This window comes from Caballeronia sp. LZ008, from assembly GCF_031451435.1.
GTDB lineage: Bacteria > Pseudomonadota > Gammaproteobacteria > Burkholderiales > Burkholderiaceae > Caballeronia > Caballeronia zhejiangensis.
The window spans coordinates 118,766-134,601 of sequence record NZ_JARUXK010000002.1 but is presented as its reverse complement, the minus strand read 5'-3'; the positions used below and the strand labels follow the sequence as shown (position 1 = coordinate 134,601).

Genomic DNA, 15,836 nt, shown 5'->3' with positions numbered 1-15,836 from the left:
GATGAACACGAACGACAGAAAGATCATGAAGCTCGACCGCGCCTCGATACTCGCGGACGCGCGCCGCGAACTCGACATGCCTTCGCGGCGTCTCTTCGGCAAGCGCATGCTGACGCTCGGCGGCCTGTCGCTGTTGACCGGCTGCTCCATCACCGATGAAGACTCGGTCAACACGTTCCTGACCGCCGTCTCGCGCCTGAACGATCGCGCGCAGGCGCTGCTCTTCGACCCGAAGCGTCTCGCGCCCACTTATACCGAAGCGCAGCTCACGCGACCGTTTCCGTTCAACGCGTATTACGGCATCGACGACGTGCCGCATGTCGATGGCGGCGACTATCGGCTGAAGGTGAGCGGCCTCGTCACGGGCAAGCGTGTGTGGACCTTGCCCGAGCTGTATGCGCTGCCTCACGCGGAGCAGATCACGCGGCACATCTGCGTCGAAGGCTGGAGCGCGATAGGGCGATGGGGCGGCACGCCGTTCTCCGAGTTTCTGCGTCGCGTGGGCGCGGACACGACCGCGAAATACGTCGGCTTTCGCTGCGCGGACGACTACTACGAAAGCATCGACATGCCGACCGCGCTGCATCCGCAGACCTTGCTCACGTTCGAATACGACGGCGAGCGTCTGCCCGCGAAATACGGTTATCCGATGAAGCTGCGCATGCCGACCAAGCTCGGCTACAAGAACCCGAAGCACATCGTCGAGATGTTCGTCACCAATACGTATCCGGGCGGCTACTGGGTCGACCAGGGCTACAACTGGTTCGGCGGTTCCTGATCGCCGCACCGCATTTTTTGCTTTTCAACCCACGAAGGAGATGCACCATGAAGCGACTGATGACCGCAGTGTTTGCAACCATGATGGCGCTCGGCGCTTCGTCCGCGTTCGCGCAGGCGAGCGGCGCGATGTCCAACGACGCCATGTCTCACGATGCCATGAGCAAAAACAGCATGTCTCACGACTCGATGAGCAAGGACGCGATGTCGCACGACTCGATGAAGAAGAGCGACAAGATGAAGAAGAACAACGCGATGGGCATGGACCATCCGGCTTCGGGCGCGATGTCGCAGTAAAAGCGAAGGCCGGGTGCGCGCCCGGCCTTGCTTACCCGTGATTAATCGGCGAGGAATTCCTTGATCGCCGCCGCGATCTGCGCCGCGTGCGTTTCGAGCGCGAAGTGGCCCGTATCGAAGAAGCGCACGTCCGCGTTCGGGATGTCGCGCTTGAATGCTTCCGCGCCCGGCGGCAGGAAGAACGGATCGTTCTTGCCCCACACGGCGAGAAACTTCGGCCGATGCTCGCGGAAATACGCCTGAAACGCCGGATAAAGCGCGACGTTGTTGCGATAGTCGGCGAACAGATCGAGCTGCACTTCGTGCGCGCCGGGACGGTTCAGGTAGTAGTCGTCGAGCGAGTAACCATCGGGCGAAACCGCCGACGCATCGGGCACGCCGTGCGTGTATTGCCACTTCGTCGTGTCCTTCGTGAGCATCGCGCGCAACGCATCGCGATTCGTCTGCGTCGGCGTCTGCCAATACGCGCGGATCGGACTCCAGCCGTCGCTCAGTCCTTCCTCATAGGCATTGCCGTTCTGCGAAACGATCGCCGCGATGCGTTCCGGATGCTTCAGCGCGAGGCGGAAACCGGTCGGCGCACCGTAATCGAAGACGTAGACCGCATAGCGATCGAAGCCGACCCGTTCCGTGAAGCGGCCGATCACGCCGGCGATGTTATCGAACGTGTATGCGAAGCTGTCGCGGCTCGGCATGTCGGAGAGGCCGAAACCGGGAAGATCGGGCGCGACGATATGAAAGCGGTCGGCCAGGAGCGGAATCAGGTCGCGAAACATGTGGCTGGAACTGGGAAAGCCATGCAGCAAGAGCAGCTTCGGCGCGTCTGCCGGACCGGCTTCGCGATAGAACACGTTGAAACCGTCGACGTCGATATGGCGATGAGCAATGGTGGACATGGTTGTTTCTCCGCGAGTGAGGGCGTTCGTTCGTGTAACCGTTAAACGTCTGCGATGAAGGTTACTTATCGACTGTGTAACTTGTCAAGTGCGTTTTTAGCGGTTACGATGAAGTCATCGTAGAAACACCGCTGGACCGAAGAAATGGAATACCGCTCACTTCCCGCATTCTTCGTGGCTGACGCGCCCGGCCTCGACTTTCTCAACTCGGTTGCCACGCCGGTCGATGAACCCGTCGACTGGCTCGCCGACGGCGAAGGCTTTTTGTCATGGCTCGAACAGGCGAGCCTCGTGCCCGCCGACGTGCTTGCGCACATGCGTTCGCAAATCGCACCCGCCGAACTCGACGACGTTGCGGCGAAGGCGCGCGGCTTGCGCGAATGGTTCAGATCGTTCGTGCAGAAGAACAAGGGGCGGCCGCTTGCGGCTAAAGACCTGCGCGAACTGGAAGCGCTGAACACCGTGCTGATGCGCGATGAACAACACGGCGCGATCGTCGCGGATGCGAGCGCTTCGAGCGGGCTTGCATTCGCGATGCAGCGCCGCTATCCGACGGCCGAGTCGCTGCTGATGCCGATTGTCGAGGCGCTCGCGAAACTCGTCTGCGAAGAGGATTTCACCTACGTCAAAGCGTGCGAAGGTCCGACATGCACGCTGCTATTCGCCGATCACACGCGCGGTCACGCTCGCCGCTGGTGCAGCATGGCCAGTTGCGGGAACCGCGCGAAAGTCGCCGCGCATCGCGCGCGGCTCAGGGAAGGAAAGGGCGGTTGAGTTCTAATGGCGTGACGCGAGATCGAAGGTCCGGCCCCTGCTCAAGGTTACCGGACGCCGGGACAAGGTCGCGCACTCATTGTTCGCCGCAGGTCTGGAGCTCTGGTGTCGCGTGCGACGGTTCACTGGATCGGCGGCACCACGCCGAGCTTTTCGGCCAGCATTCTCTCGTAGACTCCGAAGTGCAGATCGACCTCTTCCTGCGTGACCACCGTCACGGAAATATTGATCTTCGTGGGCTGCAGGCCGAGGACCGTCGCGATCGCCACCTCCAGTTGCGGCGCACATAACCGGTCGTCGGCGAACGTGGTGCCGACGGCAATCTCGTAAGCAGATTCCTGCTGGAAGACGACTTCAACGAGCCGCGCACGCGCGCTCATGTTGCTGTCGATAGCCAGCCGGATGACCTCGACCGCCGTACGCATCGTCTCGGTCGGAAAACCCCTTGTCGAGCGCAGCCGGATTCGGTGCCGGCCCAGGGTCAGCCAATCGTATTCGAATTCCATGATGTCCTCGCATGGTCCGTCGGGAGCGTCGTGAAGATAGGGTGCGGGCATTCCAATTCAAGAGCGGAAAGTCGCAAAAATCCCCTTGAAATTTCCGCTCGGGATCCTATCTTGAATTCCGCTCAGGCAGTCGCGCCAGCAGTCCGGCGCGCTGCGTGTTTCGATTTGTTTGCCCGCAGCATGGCAGACGAACTGGAGCGCGTAGGCCGGTTCGTCTTCCTGCTGGTTTCAAGGAGGAAATGACCATGAGCGATCTCTACTTCGGGACCGACCTTTTCAGCGAGTTCGACCGTCTGCAACAGCAGATGGCGAGCCTCTTCGGCGGTTTCCCCTCCAGCATCCGTTCCGGGCGCTCGGGCGCCTTCCCGCAGGTCAACATCGGTTCGACCGACGACTCGATCGAGATCGTCGCGTTCGCGCCGGGTGTCGATCCGGCCAGCCTCGATGTATCGATCGACAAGGGGCTGCTGACCATCAGCGGCGAGCGCGGGAGCGCACAGCCGGAAGCCGGCGACGACACGCGTACCTATGCGCAGGAGCGGTTCGTCGGCGCTTTCCGGCGCGTCATCGAACTGCCGCAGCACGCGGACCCGGACAAGGTCACTGCGCAGTACACCAATGGCTGCCTGACCGTGAGCATCGGCAAGCGGGAGACGTCGAAGCCGCGCGCCATCACGGTTCAATGAAACGCGTCGCAGAACGTAGGAGGACATCATGAACGACACGACCAAACTTGCCAGGAAAGACGACACGACGGTGGCTCGGCGCGACGACGAGCAGTCGCCACGCCGGATCACGCTGGCGCCGCCCGTCGACGTCTTCGAGGATAGCCAGGGCGTCACTCTGTGGGCGGATCTGCCCGGCGTGACGAAGGACCGGCTCGATGTGAAGGTCCACGACGGCAACCTGTACATCGAGGCCGAGGCGGTGGTGCCCACGCCGGCAGGACTGCGCCTGCAGCATGCGGAGATCCGCCAGCCTCATTTCGCGCGGGCGTTCTCGCTGGGGGCTGACTTCGACGCATCGAAAATCGATGCGAACCTGAAGAACGGCGTGCTGAAGCTGACGATACCGCGCCGCGACGAAGCCCGGCCGCGCCGAATCGAAGTGCGTACGAACTGAGGCCGGCGGGCGGGCAGCAACGACAGGAGAACGTGGGTGGCGGCCGTCTGCCGCCACCCTCCGACTGCGCAGACCCGGATGCGCACCGTCATCAAGGAGCGCTCGCGCGGACATACACGCGATTGCCGGCCATCGGCCAGGGCAGGCACCCAAGAAGCGCCTTTGTGGCGGGCGGAGATCGGGCGAGCCGGGCCGTTAGCTCAGTTGGTAGAGCAGCGGACTTTTAATCCGTTGGTCACTGGTTCGAATCCAGTACGGCCCATATCGGCATCACACGTCGGGGCTTTCGCCCAGGCAGGGCACATTCTTTGCGCAGCAAGGGGCATTGCAAGGAGATCCCAGCATGACCCAGAAATCCGCCGATCCGCATGACAACCCCAAATCGCACCCGACGTCGAACGCGGAAAAAGACCCCGCCGACTGGACCACAGGCGATGAGCCGATGACCGGCGCGCAGGCGTCTTACCTCAAAACGCTCTGCGAAGAAGCCAAGGAACCTTTCGACGAAACCCTGACGAAAGCCGACGCGTCCCGCCGCATCGACGAACTTCAGCAAAAGACGGGGCGCGGTAAATCAGGCTGACGGCACGCGTCCGAATCCGGCACGCGTGCCTAAATTTTCCGATTCTGCCGCCGTAAACGAGTCATGTCAGATCGTCTTCGGCCGGAAGAAGGCTTAACGAGCGCATGCGTGTCGACCTCATCACCCTTTACCTGTTAGCGATAGGAACGCTCCTCGCCAGCAGCGCGCTGACGCTCTGGGAGCGCCGGTCGTATCCGCGGCGCAGGCGCGAACTCGGCGTGCTCGCGGCCGGTTATGCGACGCTCGCGCTCGGCTGCGCCGCCGCGTCGATGCGGCACGGCGTGCCCGGCCTCCCCGGCGTCGTGGGGGCCGCGGTGTCGAATCTCATCATCGTCGGCGGGTATCTGCTCAATCTGCAAGGCGTCGCGCTCCTGAACGGACGCCGCTACGGCCGGTTCGCCGTCGGCATCCTGTCGATGCTCGCGCTCGCCTGGGCCATCGCGGGCAAGCGCGGCGAAGCGGTCATGTGGGCGTACATCAGCGCCATTCCCATTGCCGTGGTGTGCGGTCTGACTGCGCGCGAACTCCTCGGCACGCGGGATTCGAAATGGAAGCAGTCGCGCAACATCGCCGTGGCCGTCACGGGCGGCCACGCGCTCTTCTACGCATTCAGGGCCGCGATTCTGCCGTGGCTGGCGGCGTCGTTCGGACCGCAGTTGCTGGCGATCGCCGGTCAGGCGACGATGTATGAAGGCGTGCTCTATTCCGTCGTTCTGCCGATGACGCTCCTGCGCCTGGCGCGCGACGAAGCCCACGCCGATCTGCGACGCGAATCGCAGACCGATTACCTCACGGGTCTCGGCAACCGCCGATGGTTCTTCGAAGAAGGCGCACGCGTCATCCGCGAAAGCGACGCCTTTCCGCCGGCGTCGTGTCTCGCGCTCGACCTCGACCGCTTCAAGGCGATCAATGACCGCTTCGGCCACGAAGCCGGCGATGACGTACTGAAGTCGTTCGCGAAGATTCTACGCAGCGTGCTCGGACGCGATGTGATCCTGGCGCGCATCGGCGGCGAAGAGTTTGCCGCGCTGTTGCCGGGGCACGAAAGCGCCCGCGCGAAAGACCTGGCCGAAGCCGTCGTTCGCCGCTTCGCGCAGACCGTCACGCGCACGGCGGGCGGCGTGGAGATCGAGGCGACGGTGAGTATCGGCATGGCGCGCATCGGCACCGATGAAGACACGCTGGAAAAAGTGCTCGCTGCCGCGGATCGCGCGCTCTACAGCGCAAAATCGCGCGGCGGCAACCGGCTTGAAATCGCGCGAGCCGCGACGGCCCGCGCGAATCTCGACGATGCGCCGGACCGCCGTCTGACGGCGCTCTGAGCGTTCATTCGCCTGGGTCGAGCAGCCCGTCGCAACACCCGGACGATCACCGGCTGCTCAAGAGCTTGTCGAAGTCACGATCGAGTCCGGCCAACGATGAATCGATCGTCTTGCGCTTCTCGGCCACCCATGCGTCCTGCTGCGCGATCTTCGCTCTTGCCGCAGTCAGCATGCGTTCCATCTCGGCCGGTTGAGGCCCGCCGACGGTACGCCGGTTATCGACGATAGCCGCCGGATTCAGCGTCGAACGAAATTCCTCTTCGCTCATCGGCAGCACGCCGTTGCCGTAGCCTTTGGTCGTTTCGGCGTAGATGCGCTGCGCCTGATCGTAGGGGAAATCGCTGGGCTTGATATCGTTCGCTCGCGCGTATTCCACGACCTCCGACGCGAAGTGGTGGCCCAATCGGAAAGGCAGCTTGTATTTGCGCATCAGCACGTCGGCGACTTCCTGCGATGCGGTCCAGTCGCTGTTCAGTTCCTCCAGCGCCCGGCCCTGATCGATCACCAAAGCCTTGAGAATGTCGTCCCATTTGCGCAGGACGGTGATAGCGCTGTTCACCATTTCCTTGTTGTCCCTGACTTCCTTCGCGTCCGGCATGCCGGGCGGCAGATTGTGTGCGCGAATGACCGGTCCCATCGCGAGCGTGATGGCAGTCGATGCATCCGCGCGTGTCGAATTCAGCAGGCCCGGATTGCGCTTCTGAGGCATCGCGCTGGAAACGTAGGTGTTGTTGCCGCCTTCCTGAAGCAGAATCCACGGACGCGGCTGCGCATATTGCGTCATGACGTCCTCGATGAAACTGCCCGCATGAAGCGCGATGCTCGTCACGATCGAGCCGACTTCTACCGGATGATCGACCGCGGCGATCTGATGCGCGTCGTAGGCGTTGTCGACGATGTCGGCGAAGCCCAGATATTGCGCCATGCGAACGCGGTCCAGCGGCCAGCTCGTGCCGTTCAGCACCGTGGTTCCCATCGGGCACAGATCGATGCGTGCGTACGCTTCGCGGATGCGCTGCGCGTCGCGATCGAGGGCGGCAGCGTAACCGAGCAGATAATGCCCGTAGCTGTTCGGCTGGGCGGCGACGCCATTGGTGTAATTCGGCACGATGGTGCGCTCGTGCTTTTGCGCCAGCGTCACGAGCGTCGCGGATGTCTTGTTCAACTGTTCGGCGAGGCGCAGCATATCGTCGCGCAAGATGGCGGCGCGATACGTGGCATGCATGTCCTGGCTGGAGCGCCCGGCGTGCAGCAGCGTCACATCCATTCCTGCGGCTTGAATCAGCAGCGGCTCGAATGTGATGACGGTGGAAGGGCGCTTGCCGCCGGGTTGATTGCCGTCGTGAATCACTTTGGCGAGGCCTGCCGCGATGCCGGGCACCAACGCCTTGTCCAGCAACCCTTCCTGACCATTGATGACCGCGGTAGCCTTGTTGATTTCGCCGAGCCAGTAAAACTCGTCGCGGTTCGTCGTCTGCTGGGCGCTCGCGGGCAACGCATGGAGAAGAATCGCGAAAGCGAGCGGAATTACCTTCTTTCTGAGCATGGTCTCGATTGTCCTTGTCGCTGCAGTGACAGCGTTTGTTCGAATAGCCGTTGCGCCGATAGCGAAGAGCGCATTCTAAACGCGGGCCTTTTCATCCATCATCGCAATCGATGAAGCGGGTCATCGCGGTGTCTCCTCGATCTCGCAAGCGCGGCGGGTTCATCGATGCGAATCTGGAACCCGAGCTTTCGCGCCGCTTTCGATGGCGCGCGCCGCCGATGCGCGCTTCGTAAAGCTAAAATTGCGGTTTTAGCCCGGAATACGTGCATGTCCTTCGCCTCGCTTGGCCTGATCGGTCCGTTATTACGTAATCTGCAGGACCTCGAATATCGGACACCTACGCCGGTGCAGGCGAAGGCGATTCCTGCCGTGCTCGGCGGCAAGGACGTCATGGCTGCGGCGCAGACCGGCACTGGCAAGACGGCGGGCTTTGCGCTGCCGCTGTTGCAACGGCTGGTGCAGCACGGTCCGCCGGTGTCCAGCAACCGGGCGCGCGTTCTGGTGCTGGTGCCTACGCGTGAGCTGGCAGAACAGGTGCTGCAGAGCTTCATCGAATACGGCAAAGGCCTCGACTTGCGATATCTGGCCGCCTACGGCGGTGTGAGCATCAATCCGCAGATGATGAAGTTGCGCAAGGGCGTCGATGTGCTCGTCGCCACGCCGGGCCGTTTGCTGGATCTCAATCGGCAGAACGCGGTGCAGTTCGATCAAGTGCAGACGCTCGTGCTGGACGAAGCCGACCGCATGCTCGATCTCGGCTTTGCGCGCGAACTCAACGCTGTCTTTGCGGCGTTGCCGACCGAGCGCCAGACGCTGCTGTTCTCCGCCACCTTCACCGACGATATCCGCGCGATGGCGGCGGGCATTCTGCGCGGGCCGGTCAATATCAGCGTCAGTCCGCCCAATGCGACGGCCAGCAAGATCAGGCAGTGGGTCGTGCCGGTGGACAAGAGAAACAAGCCTGATCTCTTCATGCATCTCGTGGCCGAGAACAACTGGGAACACGCGCTGGTGTTCGTCAAAACCCGCAATGGCGTGGATTATCTGGCGGCGATGCTGGATGAAGCGGGATACGCCGTCGACACCATTCACGGCGACAAGCCGCAGCCCGCGCGCTTGCGTGCGCTCGAGCGCTTCAAGACGGGCGAAGTGAGCATGCTGGTCGCCACCGACGTAGCCGCGCGCGGGCTGGATATCGATGACTTGCCGCTGGTGATCAACGTCGATCTGCCGATCGTCGCGCAGGACTATGTGCACCGTATTGGCCGTACCGGACGCGCGGGCGCCAGCGGTGTGGCGGTGTCCTTGGTGTGTGCCGATGAAGCGCCGCAACTGGCCGCGATCGAAGCGCTGATCCGGCAAACGCTGCCGCGTGAAGAAGAGCCGGGTTTCGAGGCCGAACACCGCGTGCCGCAAACCAGCGCGACGGGCCAGATCATCAAGAAACCCAAAAAGCCGAAGAAGCCCAAAGTCGCGCCGGCCGCGACGTCCCGCGTTGCGGACGCGGACAAAGGCATGATCTCGCCTGGCAGCAATCCTTTCGGCGTGCAGAAGCCACGCGGCAAATCCGCCGGCAAGCCAGCGGCGGGGTCGCGCAAGCCCGCTGGTAAATCCGCTGATGGGCGAAGCAAACGGCGACCCTGATCCGGTCTGAACCTCAGCGTGGCGATAAACGACCGCTAGTGGCCGAGAGCAATCAGCGAGACCCTGTCATGGCACGGCGGTCGAGCGTGACGTCACGGATGCGCCGCGCGGCCACGATCCGCTCTTCTTTAGCCTTTCGAATCCGCTGAACAACCGGCCGTTTTCGAGTCTGATCGCCGTATCGCGGTGCTGACGCTTGCCTTACGCTGATGACGTCGATGGTCGGCTTCCCGAAAGCCGCATCGGACACATCAAGCGCGGTTCATCGCCGCGCCCGCATCCTTATCGGTAAGGTCATCGTGAAGCCCATTCTTTTCACCGCCGCGGCGAGCGCGGCGTTTTCCCTGTGTCTGTCCGCGTGCGGCGGATCGACTCCGTCGACGTCGGGCGGCGTATACATGGGCCCGGTCGCGAACGCATCGGTGACCGTGCACGAGATCGGCGCCGACGGCACCGTCGCCGACAAGGCTTCCGCCATCGCCACGACCGGCAGCGACGGCACGTTCAAGCTGACGGGCACGCTGCGCTATCCGCTGCTCGTGCGCGTGAAGGGCGGCAGCTTCGAGGAAGAAGCGAACGGCACGGCGACGACGCTCACCGGCGAACTCGACGCGGTCTATCTGAGCGCGCCTTCGCAGATGGTCGTCTCCGCGTATTCGAACGCGATCGTCGCCGATGCGCGCGCCGCGGGCGGTCTTATCGCGGGCAATATCGCGGCGGCGATGGCGCGCGTGAACGCGTTCGCCGGCGATATCGACGTGCAGCAAACCATGCCGGCGCTCGTCGCGGCCGGCACGGCGTCGACGGTCACGGACGGCGCGAAGATGGCGCTCGCCCTCGGCGCGGAGTCCGAAAGCCGCACGGCCGACGGCAGCAGCATCGAGGCGAGCACGCAGGACATCGTCGCGCAGGCGGCCAACGGCGACACGCTGACGTCGTGTCACGCGGGCGCGGGCAACATCGCGGAAGACGGCACGGTGAGCGCGCCGGGCGGCGGCAACTGCTCGATCACGACGGGCGCGGCGACGTACATGTCGAATCCGCGCAACCGCTCGGGCATCACGTCGGTCGCACAGATCGAGCCGGTGATGCCAGGCGCGGTGCAGACCGCGAAGGGCAGCGCGAGCACGTGCGGCGACCGCGTCGCGCTTCTGACCGATAACCTCGCGCTCTTCGATGGCCGCCGAAACGACGTGCAGGCGAAGCTCACCGGCAAGCTGACGAAGACCAACTGGTCGACGCTCAAGACGCCGAGCAGCTGGGGGCCGCTCGCCGGCCAGTACGGCGCGATCCAGGCGCCCGCCGGGTGCGCGGATATCGGCACGTTCCAGCGTGAACTGGTGATCGCGGTCGAGAATTACTGGGTCGATCAGAACATCAACTATTGCCACCACCATATTCCGGGCTGGCTGCCGTTCGACGATTCGTCGGACGCCGATCCGAAATATCGCAACTCGTCCAAGGGCAGCACGTCGGGCGGAAAGACCGATCCGGCGCAGAAGTACGGCATGACGTGCACGGCGCAGCGCAGCGGCGTCGACGGCTCGCAGGTCGTGCAGCGCAAGGGCGAAACGAACGCGGCCGCGCTCGAGCCGGCGCAGATTCAGTGGCACGGCGTCGACTGCTCCGACTTCACCGCGTGGGTCTACAACTTCGCGGGCTTGACCACGGACAATCGCGAAGTCGAAACCGGCATCACGACGCAGGCGTGCATGACGCCCGCGGGCGCCACGACGACACCGAAATGGGCGGGCGTCAAGCAAATGGGCGTGTTGCTCGACATCAACCACGGCAATTTCGATGCGACGTCGAAGCTGCTGTTGCCGGGCGATCTGCTCTATATCACGCAGGCGCCGAAGAAGGTCAACGGCGTGACGGTGCCCGAAACGGCGACGTCGACGATCGCGTTGTCGCACGTCGTCACGTGGACGGGCAAGACGTGGTCGCAGTTGCGCAACGGGCCGGACGGCTGGCGCTACGATCCGGCGCACATCGGCGAGCCGGGTTCGCGTCTGGGCGGCGATCTCGCGTACATCCTCAACGACGACGACGTCGAGGCCGCGCTGAAGCGTCTCGATCCGTACATGATCATCGACAGCCATTACGCGGGTCCGGCGTATCGCCCGTTCTACGGCTGGTATCGCGGCAGCGTGTCGAACGCGCGACGCATCATCGATGCGGACGCGGCGCGCGCGAACCCCGAACTCGCCGATCTGATCATCGAGCAACGTTCGACGCGCGCGGCCACGACGACCACGCTCGGCCAGATCGTGCTGGCGTCCAATCGCGGTCTCAAGAACGGCTACACGCTGCAGTACACGCAAGGCAGCAACGGCGCGATCGCGGACTGCGAACGCGTGGGCATCGCTAAATAAAGCGGCGTGAAAGCCGTCAAGCAACGGCGCGGCAAGACCACGGACAGTCGCCTCTTCGGCGCACTGCTGGACGTTTTTGGCCGCGCCGCTTCGACTAGGCGAGGACGTCGCCGCGGCCGGATAGCGTGTGTTCGAGGCCGCCCGCACGAGCGACCCTGTGTGCGCGCCAAGCTACGGACATTACTTCCCGTACATGTCGAAATCGAAGTACCGTGCTTCGATCTTGCGATAGGTTCCGTCGCGCAGCATTTCGGCGAGGGCGCCATTCAACGCCTCACGCAGTTCCGGATCCGATTTGCGCACGCCGGCGGCGTCGCCGTCGCCCATGATCTTCGCGTCATAGACCACATCGCCCGCGAATGCGAAACCCTTGCCCGCGGGCGTCGCCAGAAAACCCAGCTTGCCCTGCACGGCATCCATCAGCACCGCATCGACGCGGCCCGCCGTCAGATCGGCATACGCCTGGTCGTAGCTCGGATACGCGACCACTTCGACGCCGGACGATGCCCACTTTTCCCGCGCATAGGTTTCCTGCACCGTGCCTTGTTCGACGGCCACCCGCTTGCCCGCGAGCTTCGACGCGTCGGGCAGCAGATGCGCGCTCTCCTTGGCGATGAGGCGTGTCTGATTGCGGTACAGCCGGTCCGTGAAATCGATCTGCTCGCGGCGCTTCGCGTTCGCTGCCATCGATGACAGGATCACGTCGAACTTGCGCGCCTGCAGGCCGGGGATCAGGCCGTCGAAGCTGCTTTGCACCCAGACGCACTTCGCCTTGAGTTTCGCGCACAGTGCATTGCCGAGGTCGACGTCGAAGCCCACGACCTGACCGTCCTTCGCGACCGATTCGAACGGCGGATAGGTCGGGTCGACGCCGACGCGGATCGTGCTCCATTCCTTGGCCGATGCCATCGTGCTGACGGCCATCAGTGCGAGCGCGGCGGCGGTCAACATCGTCTTTGCGCGGGTGGTCTTCATTGGGGGCTCCGTGTGTGGGGTGTCGTTTCGTCTGTCGTGGATGGATTCAACTGGGAAATTCGCCGCGTGCGAAGTCGTCGTCGAGCGCGATGGACTCGGCGATTTCATCGACCGTGACCGGCTTGATCGGCGCGCGGATGCGGTAGTAACCGACATCGCCGACCGCGCGCTCCTGCACCTGCGCGATCAGTTCGCCGACCGTCGTGCCGCACCATCGGCCCTGACACGGGCCCATGCCGCAGCGTGAGAATGCCTTCATCTGATTGGGTCCCTGGCAGCCCTTCGCCGCGATCGCGCGAATCTCGCCCGCGGTGACTTCCTCGCACCGGCACACGATTACGTCGTCGGCGGGACGGCGCAGCGCGGCGGGCGGCGCGTAGAGCGCATCGAGCAGCGGACGCACGGCGAGATGGCGTTTCATCGCAAGCCGCGCAGGACGGCTGCGTGCATCGGGCGCTGGCGCATCGAGCGCGCCGAGTTCGCGCGCGATATCGAGCGCCGCAAGCGTGCCCGCGTGCGCGGCGGCCTTCGCCCCGCCGATGCCCGCGCCATCGCCCGCGATCCACACGTTCTTCACGCTGCTGCGCCCGCGCGCATCGGTGCGAGGCCGCCAGCAGGCCGACGACGCATCCCATTCGTGCTCGCAAGCGAGCGCGCGCGACAGTTGCGTCGACGGAATCACGCCCTGATGCAGCAGCACGAGCGACGTGCCGATCGATCGGGACGCGCCTTGTTCATCGACGAAACGCACGCGTTCGGCCCGTCCTTCGCCTTCGATCGAAAAAGCGCCAGCACGGCGATGCACCGGGATGCCCGCGCGCTTGACCGCGCGCATCATGCGCAGACCCTTGAGCAGATAGTCGGCGCCGGCGAGTGCGGGGAGCGCATGAGGCAGCGCGGCGCGCCAGGCATCGCGCGGTGTCGTGTCGATGATGGCCCGCACACGGCGTCCCGCATTCAGCAATTGCGATGCGAACAGCCACAAGAGCGGTCCGCAGCCGGCGAGCACGGCGTCTTGCGAGGGCGCCAATCCGGACGACTTCAGCAGCGTCTGCGCCGCGCCGACGCCCATCACGCCCGGCAAGGTCCAGCCCCGCACGGGCCACGGACGCTCCTGCGCGCCGGTCGCGACGAGCACCGCGCGCGCCGAAACGTCGAGCGTGCCGCCGGGCTCGCCGTCGTGCGCGCGGCGCGTGAGCATGGCGACGGCGCGGCCGTTTCCGGACTCGATCTGCCATACGACGCAGCGCGCGAGATGGGTCGCGCCGCTGGCCTCGAAAGCGTCGATCAGCGCGCGTCCCGCGAGATAGTCGTCGCCGAGCACGGATGCATCCGCGAGCGGAGACCGCGACGCGTTGCGATAGATCTGTCCGCCGGGCGCTTCGCCTTCGTCCGCGACGATCACATCGAGGCCCGCGCGGCGCGCGACGATCGCCGCCGACATGCCCGCAGGCCCGGCGCCGATGATCAGCAGATCGCACTTCGACTGTGCCGGATGCCGTGTCATGCGAGTCTCGCCTTGCCGGACATCGGACGCACACGCATGCCTTCGCGCACGCGCGTCATGCACGCCTGCACGTTCGGCACGCCGTCGATTTCGACCAGACAGTCGAAGCACACGCCCATCATGCAGAACGGTCCGCGCGGTGCGCCGCTGACCGGCGTGTTCCGGCACGCCAGCGTGCCGCTTTCCAGCAGCGCCGCCGCGACCGTGTAATGCGTCGGCACCTGCCGATGCGCGCCGTTGATGTCGATGCACACCAGCGGCGTCGACAGCGTGGCGAGGGATTCGAAGTGCGTGGGCATGTCTAATTCGAAAAGCGCGTGGCGACGAAAGGATGAAGAATCGCGGGACGTGCGCCGCCCGCGATCCACGGTGCGATGACGTCGGCGTGCGCGGCGGCGAGCGTCACGCCGCTATGACAAATGGCGAGGAACGCGCCGGGATGCGCCGCCGATTCCTCGTAGACCGGCAGTCCGTCCGGCGTCATGATGCGCAACGCGCCCCATGCCCGCACGATGCGCGCATGCGCGAGTGCCGGAAACGCGGTGCGTGCGCGCCGGGCGATATCGGCCATGACGGCGCGTGTCTGGCCGTCGTCGAAGCCGACCTGCTCGGCGGAGTCGCCGAGGAGCACGGAGCCTTCGCGCGTCTGCCGCACGACCAGCGTCGGATAGTCGAGAAACGGCGCGAGCCGCTCGGTCACCATGATCTGACCGCGCAGAGGCGTGATCGGCGCGTTCATGCCGACCATCGGCGCGAGGCGCTTGTTGTCGAGACCCGCGGCGAGCACGACGCGTCCGGCTTGCAGCATGCCGTGCGTCGTGTCGATCTCGAAGCGGCCCGCGCGAGGGCGAATCTCGCGCACCTCGCTATGCGGAAGATACGTGCCGCCGTGCGACGCAAAGGCCTGCTGCATGGCGCGCAGCGTGTAGAGCGGGCTCGCGTGGCCATCGTGCGGCGAATAGAGCGCGCCCGCAAGTTCGTCCGATGCCGAAGGCACACGCGCCTTGAGCGCGTCGATGTCGAGCACTTCGTAGTCGAGCGATGCGTCCTGCGCATGAATCGATTGGAGCAGCTGCCGGCCGGCTTCGAGCTGCTCGGCCGTCTCGCACAACTCGATGCCGCCGGGCCGTTCGAATCCGGCGTCGATGCCCGTTTCGCGCTTCAATTGCGCGGCGAAAGCGCTCCAGCGCTCCGACGACTCGCGCGACCATTGCGCATACGGCAGGCATCGTCCGCCTTTGCCCTGCACCCAGACAAGGCCGAAATTGCCGCGCGCCGCGCGATGCGCGGAGTCGGCTCCGTCGCACACGGCAACGCGCTGGCCCGCACGCGCGAGCCCGTAGGCGATCGCCATGCCGACGAGTCCGCCGCCCGCGACCACGATATCGAACCGGCGGCATGTGTTATGGGCGAGATCGACGTGCATGAATTGCGCTTTGTGCCTGCATTGATGTATCGAGACGCAACTTTCGGCGGATAAAAAACGCCCGTCAAATGCCGAATGATCGGTCA

16 protein-coding genes and 1 tRNA gene are annotated in these 15,836 nt (G+C 64.5%); 10 read left to right on the top strand and 7 right to left on the bottom strand.

The window, feature by feature from the left end; translation table 11 throughout:
- The first annotated feature begins 1 nt into the window (after window position 1).
- Both QCE49_RS14940 and QCE49_RS14935 read left to right on the top strand, forming a co-directional pair.
- On the top strand, window positions 2–778 hold the full coding sequence (locus tag QCE49_RS14940; protein WP_175982154.1) for a molybdopterin-dependent oxidoreductase: 777 nt from the start codon (window positions 2–4) through the stop codon (window positions 776–778).
- 47 nt (window positions 779–825) lie between these two features.
- Window positions 826–1,074 carry a pentapeptide MXKDX repeat protein gene (locus tag QCE49_RS14935; RefSeq protein ID WP_008345665.1) on the top strand — a complete coding sequence of 83 codons (249 nt, stop codon included), beginning with the start codon at window positions 826–828 and terminating at the stop codon, window positions 1,072–1,074.
- Between the two features lie 41 nt (window positions 1,075–1,115).
- Here the strand turns inward: QCE49_RS14935 and QCE49_RS14930 are convergent, their stop codons facing one another.
- The gene (locus QCE49_RS14930; RefSeq protein ID WP_250458451.1) at window positions 1,116–1,970 is read right to left on the bottom strand and encodes an alpha/beta fold hydrolase; all 855 of its coding nucleotides are present in this window, start codon (window positions 1,968–1,970) and stop codon (window positions 1,116–1,118) included.
- Between the two features lie 144 nt (window positions 1,971–2,114).
- Between QCE49_RS14930 and QCE49_RS14925 the strand changes: the two genes are divergently transcribed.
- Window positions 2,115–2,744, top strand: a complete 630-nt coding sequence (locus QCE49_RS14925; RefSeq protein WP_250458450.1) for an ABATE domain-containing protein — start codon at window positions 2,115–2,117, stop codon at window positions 2,742–2,744.
- 122 nt (window positions 2,745–2,866) lie between these two features.
- Here QCE49_RS14925 and QCE49_RS14920 read toward each other — a convergent pair whose 3' ends face one another.
- Window positions 2,867–3,250, bottom strand: a complete 384-nt coding sequence (locus QCE49_RS14920) for a hypothetical protein (RefSeq protein ID WP_033535688.1) — start codon at window positions 3,248–3,250, stop codon at window positions 2,867–2,869.
- A 245-nt stretch (window positions 3,251–3,495) separates the two neighbouring features.
- Here QCE49_RS14920 and QCE49_RS14915 point away from each other — a divergent pair, with 245 nt between their 5' ends.
- The 5 genes from QCE49_RS14915 (at window position 3,496) to QCE49_RS14895 (ending at window position 6,277) form a co-directional block, all read left to right on the top strand.
- A complete protein-coding gene (locus QCE49_RS14915) occupies window positions 3,496–3,936 on the top strand; it encodes an Hsp20/alpha crystallin family protein (protein WP_008345658.1) in 441 nt (146 codons plus the stop codon).
- 28 nt (window positions 3,937–3,964) lie between these two features.
- Window positions 3,965–4,372, top strand: a complete 408-nt coding sequence (locus tag QCE49_RS14910) for an Hsp20/alpha crystallin family protein (protein WP_008345656.1) — start codon at window positions 3,965–3,967, stop codon at window positions 4,370–4,372.
- Between the two features lie 189 nt (window positions 4,373–4,561).
- Window positions 4,562–4,634, top strand: a tRNA-Lys gene (locus QCE49_RS14905).
- A gap of 81 nt (window positions 4,635–4,715) precedes the next feature.
- The gene (locus QCE49_RS14900; protein ID WP_116567874.1) at window positions 4,716–4,955 is read left to right on the top strand and encodes a DUF3072 domain-containing protein; all 240 of its coding nucleotides are present in this window, start codon (window positions 4,716–4,718) and stop codon (window positions 4,953–4,955) included.
- 104 nt (window positions 4,956–5,059) lie between these two features.
- On the top strand, window positions 5,060–6,277 hold the full coding sequence (locus QCE49_RS14895; protein WP_008345652.1) for a diguanylate cyclase: 1,218 nt from the start codon (window positions 5,060–5,062) through the stop codon (window positions 6,275–6,277).
- 46 nt (window positions 6,278–6,323) lie between these two features.
- Here QCE49_RS14895 and QCE49_RS14890 read toward each other — a convergent pair whose 3' ends face one another.
- The gene (locus tag QCE49_RS14890; protein WP_250458449.1) at window positions 6,324–7,823 is read right to left on the bottom strand and encodes an argininosuccinate lyase; all 1,500 of its coding nucleotides are present in this window, start codon (window positions 7,821–7,823) and stop codon (window positions 6,324–6,326) included.
- 267 nt (window positions 7,824–8,090) lie between these two features.
- Between QCE49_RS14890 and QCE49_RS14885 the strand changes: the two genes are divergently transcribed.
- Entirely contained in the window at window positions 8,091–9,467 is a 1,377-nt protein-coding gene (locus QCE49_RS14885; protein ID WP_175982151.1) for a DEAD/DEAH box helicase, read from the top strand.
- A 278-nt stretch (window positions 9,468–9,745) separates the two neighbouring features.
- Complete coding sequence (locus tag QCE49_RS14880) at window positions 9,746–11,842, top strand: hypothetical protein (protein ID WP_409017313.1); 2,097 nt, start codon at window positions 9,746–9,748, stop codon at window positions 11,840–11,842.
- 180 nt (window positions 11,843–12,022) lie between these two features.
- Here the strand turns inward: QCE49_RS14880 and QCE49_RS14875 are convergent, their stop codons facing one another.
- The 4 genes from QCE49_RS14875 to QCE49_RS14860 are packed head-to-tail and all read right to left on the bottom strand — an operon-like array spanning window position 12,023 to window position 15,750.
- Window positions 12,023–12,817 (bottom strand): ABC transporter substrate-binding protein, encoded by a 795-nt coding sequence (locus QCE49_RS14875; protein ID WP_175982149.1) that lies wholly within the window; start codon window positions 12,815–12,817, stop codon window positions 12,023–12,025.
- A 46-nt stretch (window positions 12,818–12,863) separates the two neighbouring features.
- Window positions 12,864–14,324, bottom strand: coding sequence for an NAD(P)/FAD-dependent oxidoreductase (locus QCE49_RS14870; RefSeq protein WP_250458445.1), 1,461 nt, complete (start codon window positions 14,322–14,324; stop codon window positions 12,864–12,866).
- Entirely contained in the window at window positions 14,321–14,623 is a 303-nt protein-coding gene (locus QCE49_RS14865; protein WP_250458443.1) for a (2Fe-2S)-binding protein, read from the bottom strand. The genes QCE49_RS14870 and QCE49_RS14865 overlap by 4 nt, the downstream gene beginning before the upstream one ends.
- A gap of 2 nt (window positions 14,624–14,625) precedes the next feature.
- On the bottom strand, window positions 14,626–15,750 hold the full coding sequence (locus QCE49_RS14860) for an FAD-binding oxidoreductase (RefSeq protein ID WP_250458441.1): 1,125 nt from the start codon (window positions 15,748–15,750) through the stop codon (window positions 14,626–14,628).
- Between the last annotated feature and the right edge of the window lie 86 nt (window positions 15,751–15,836).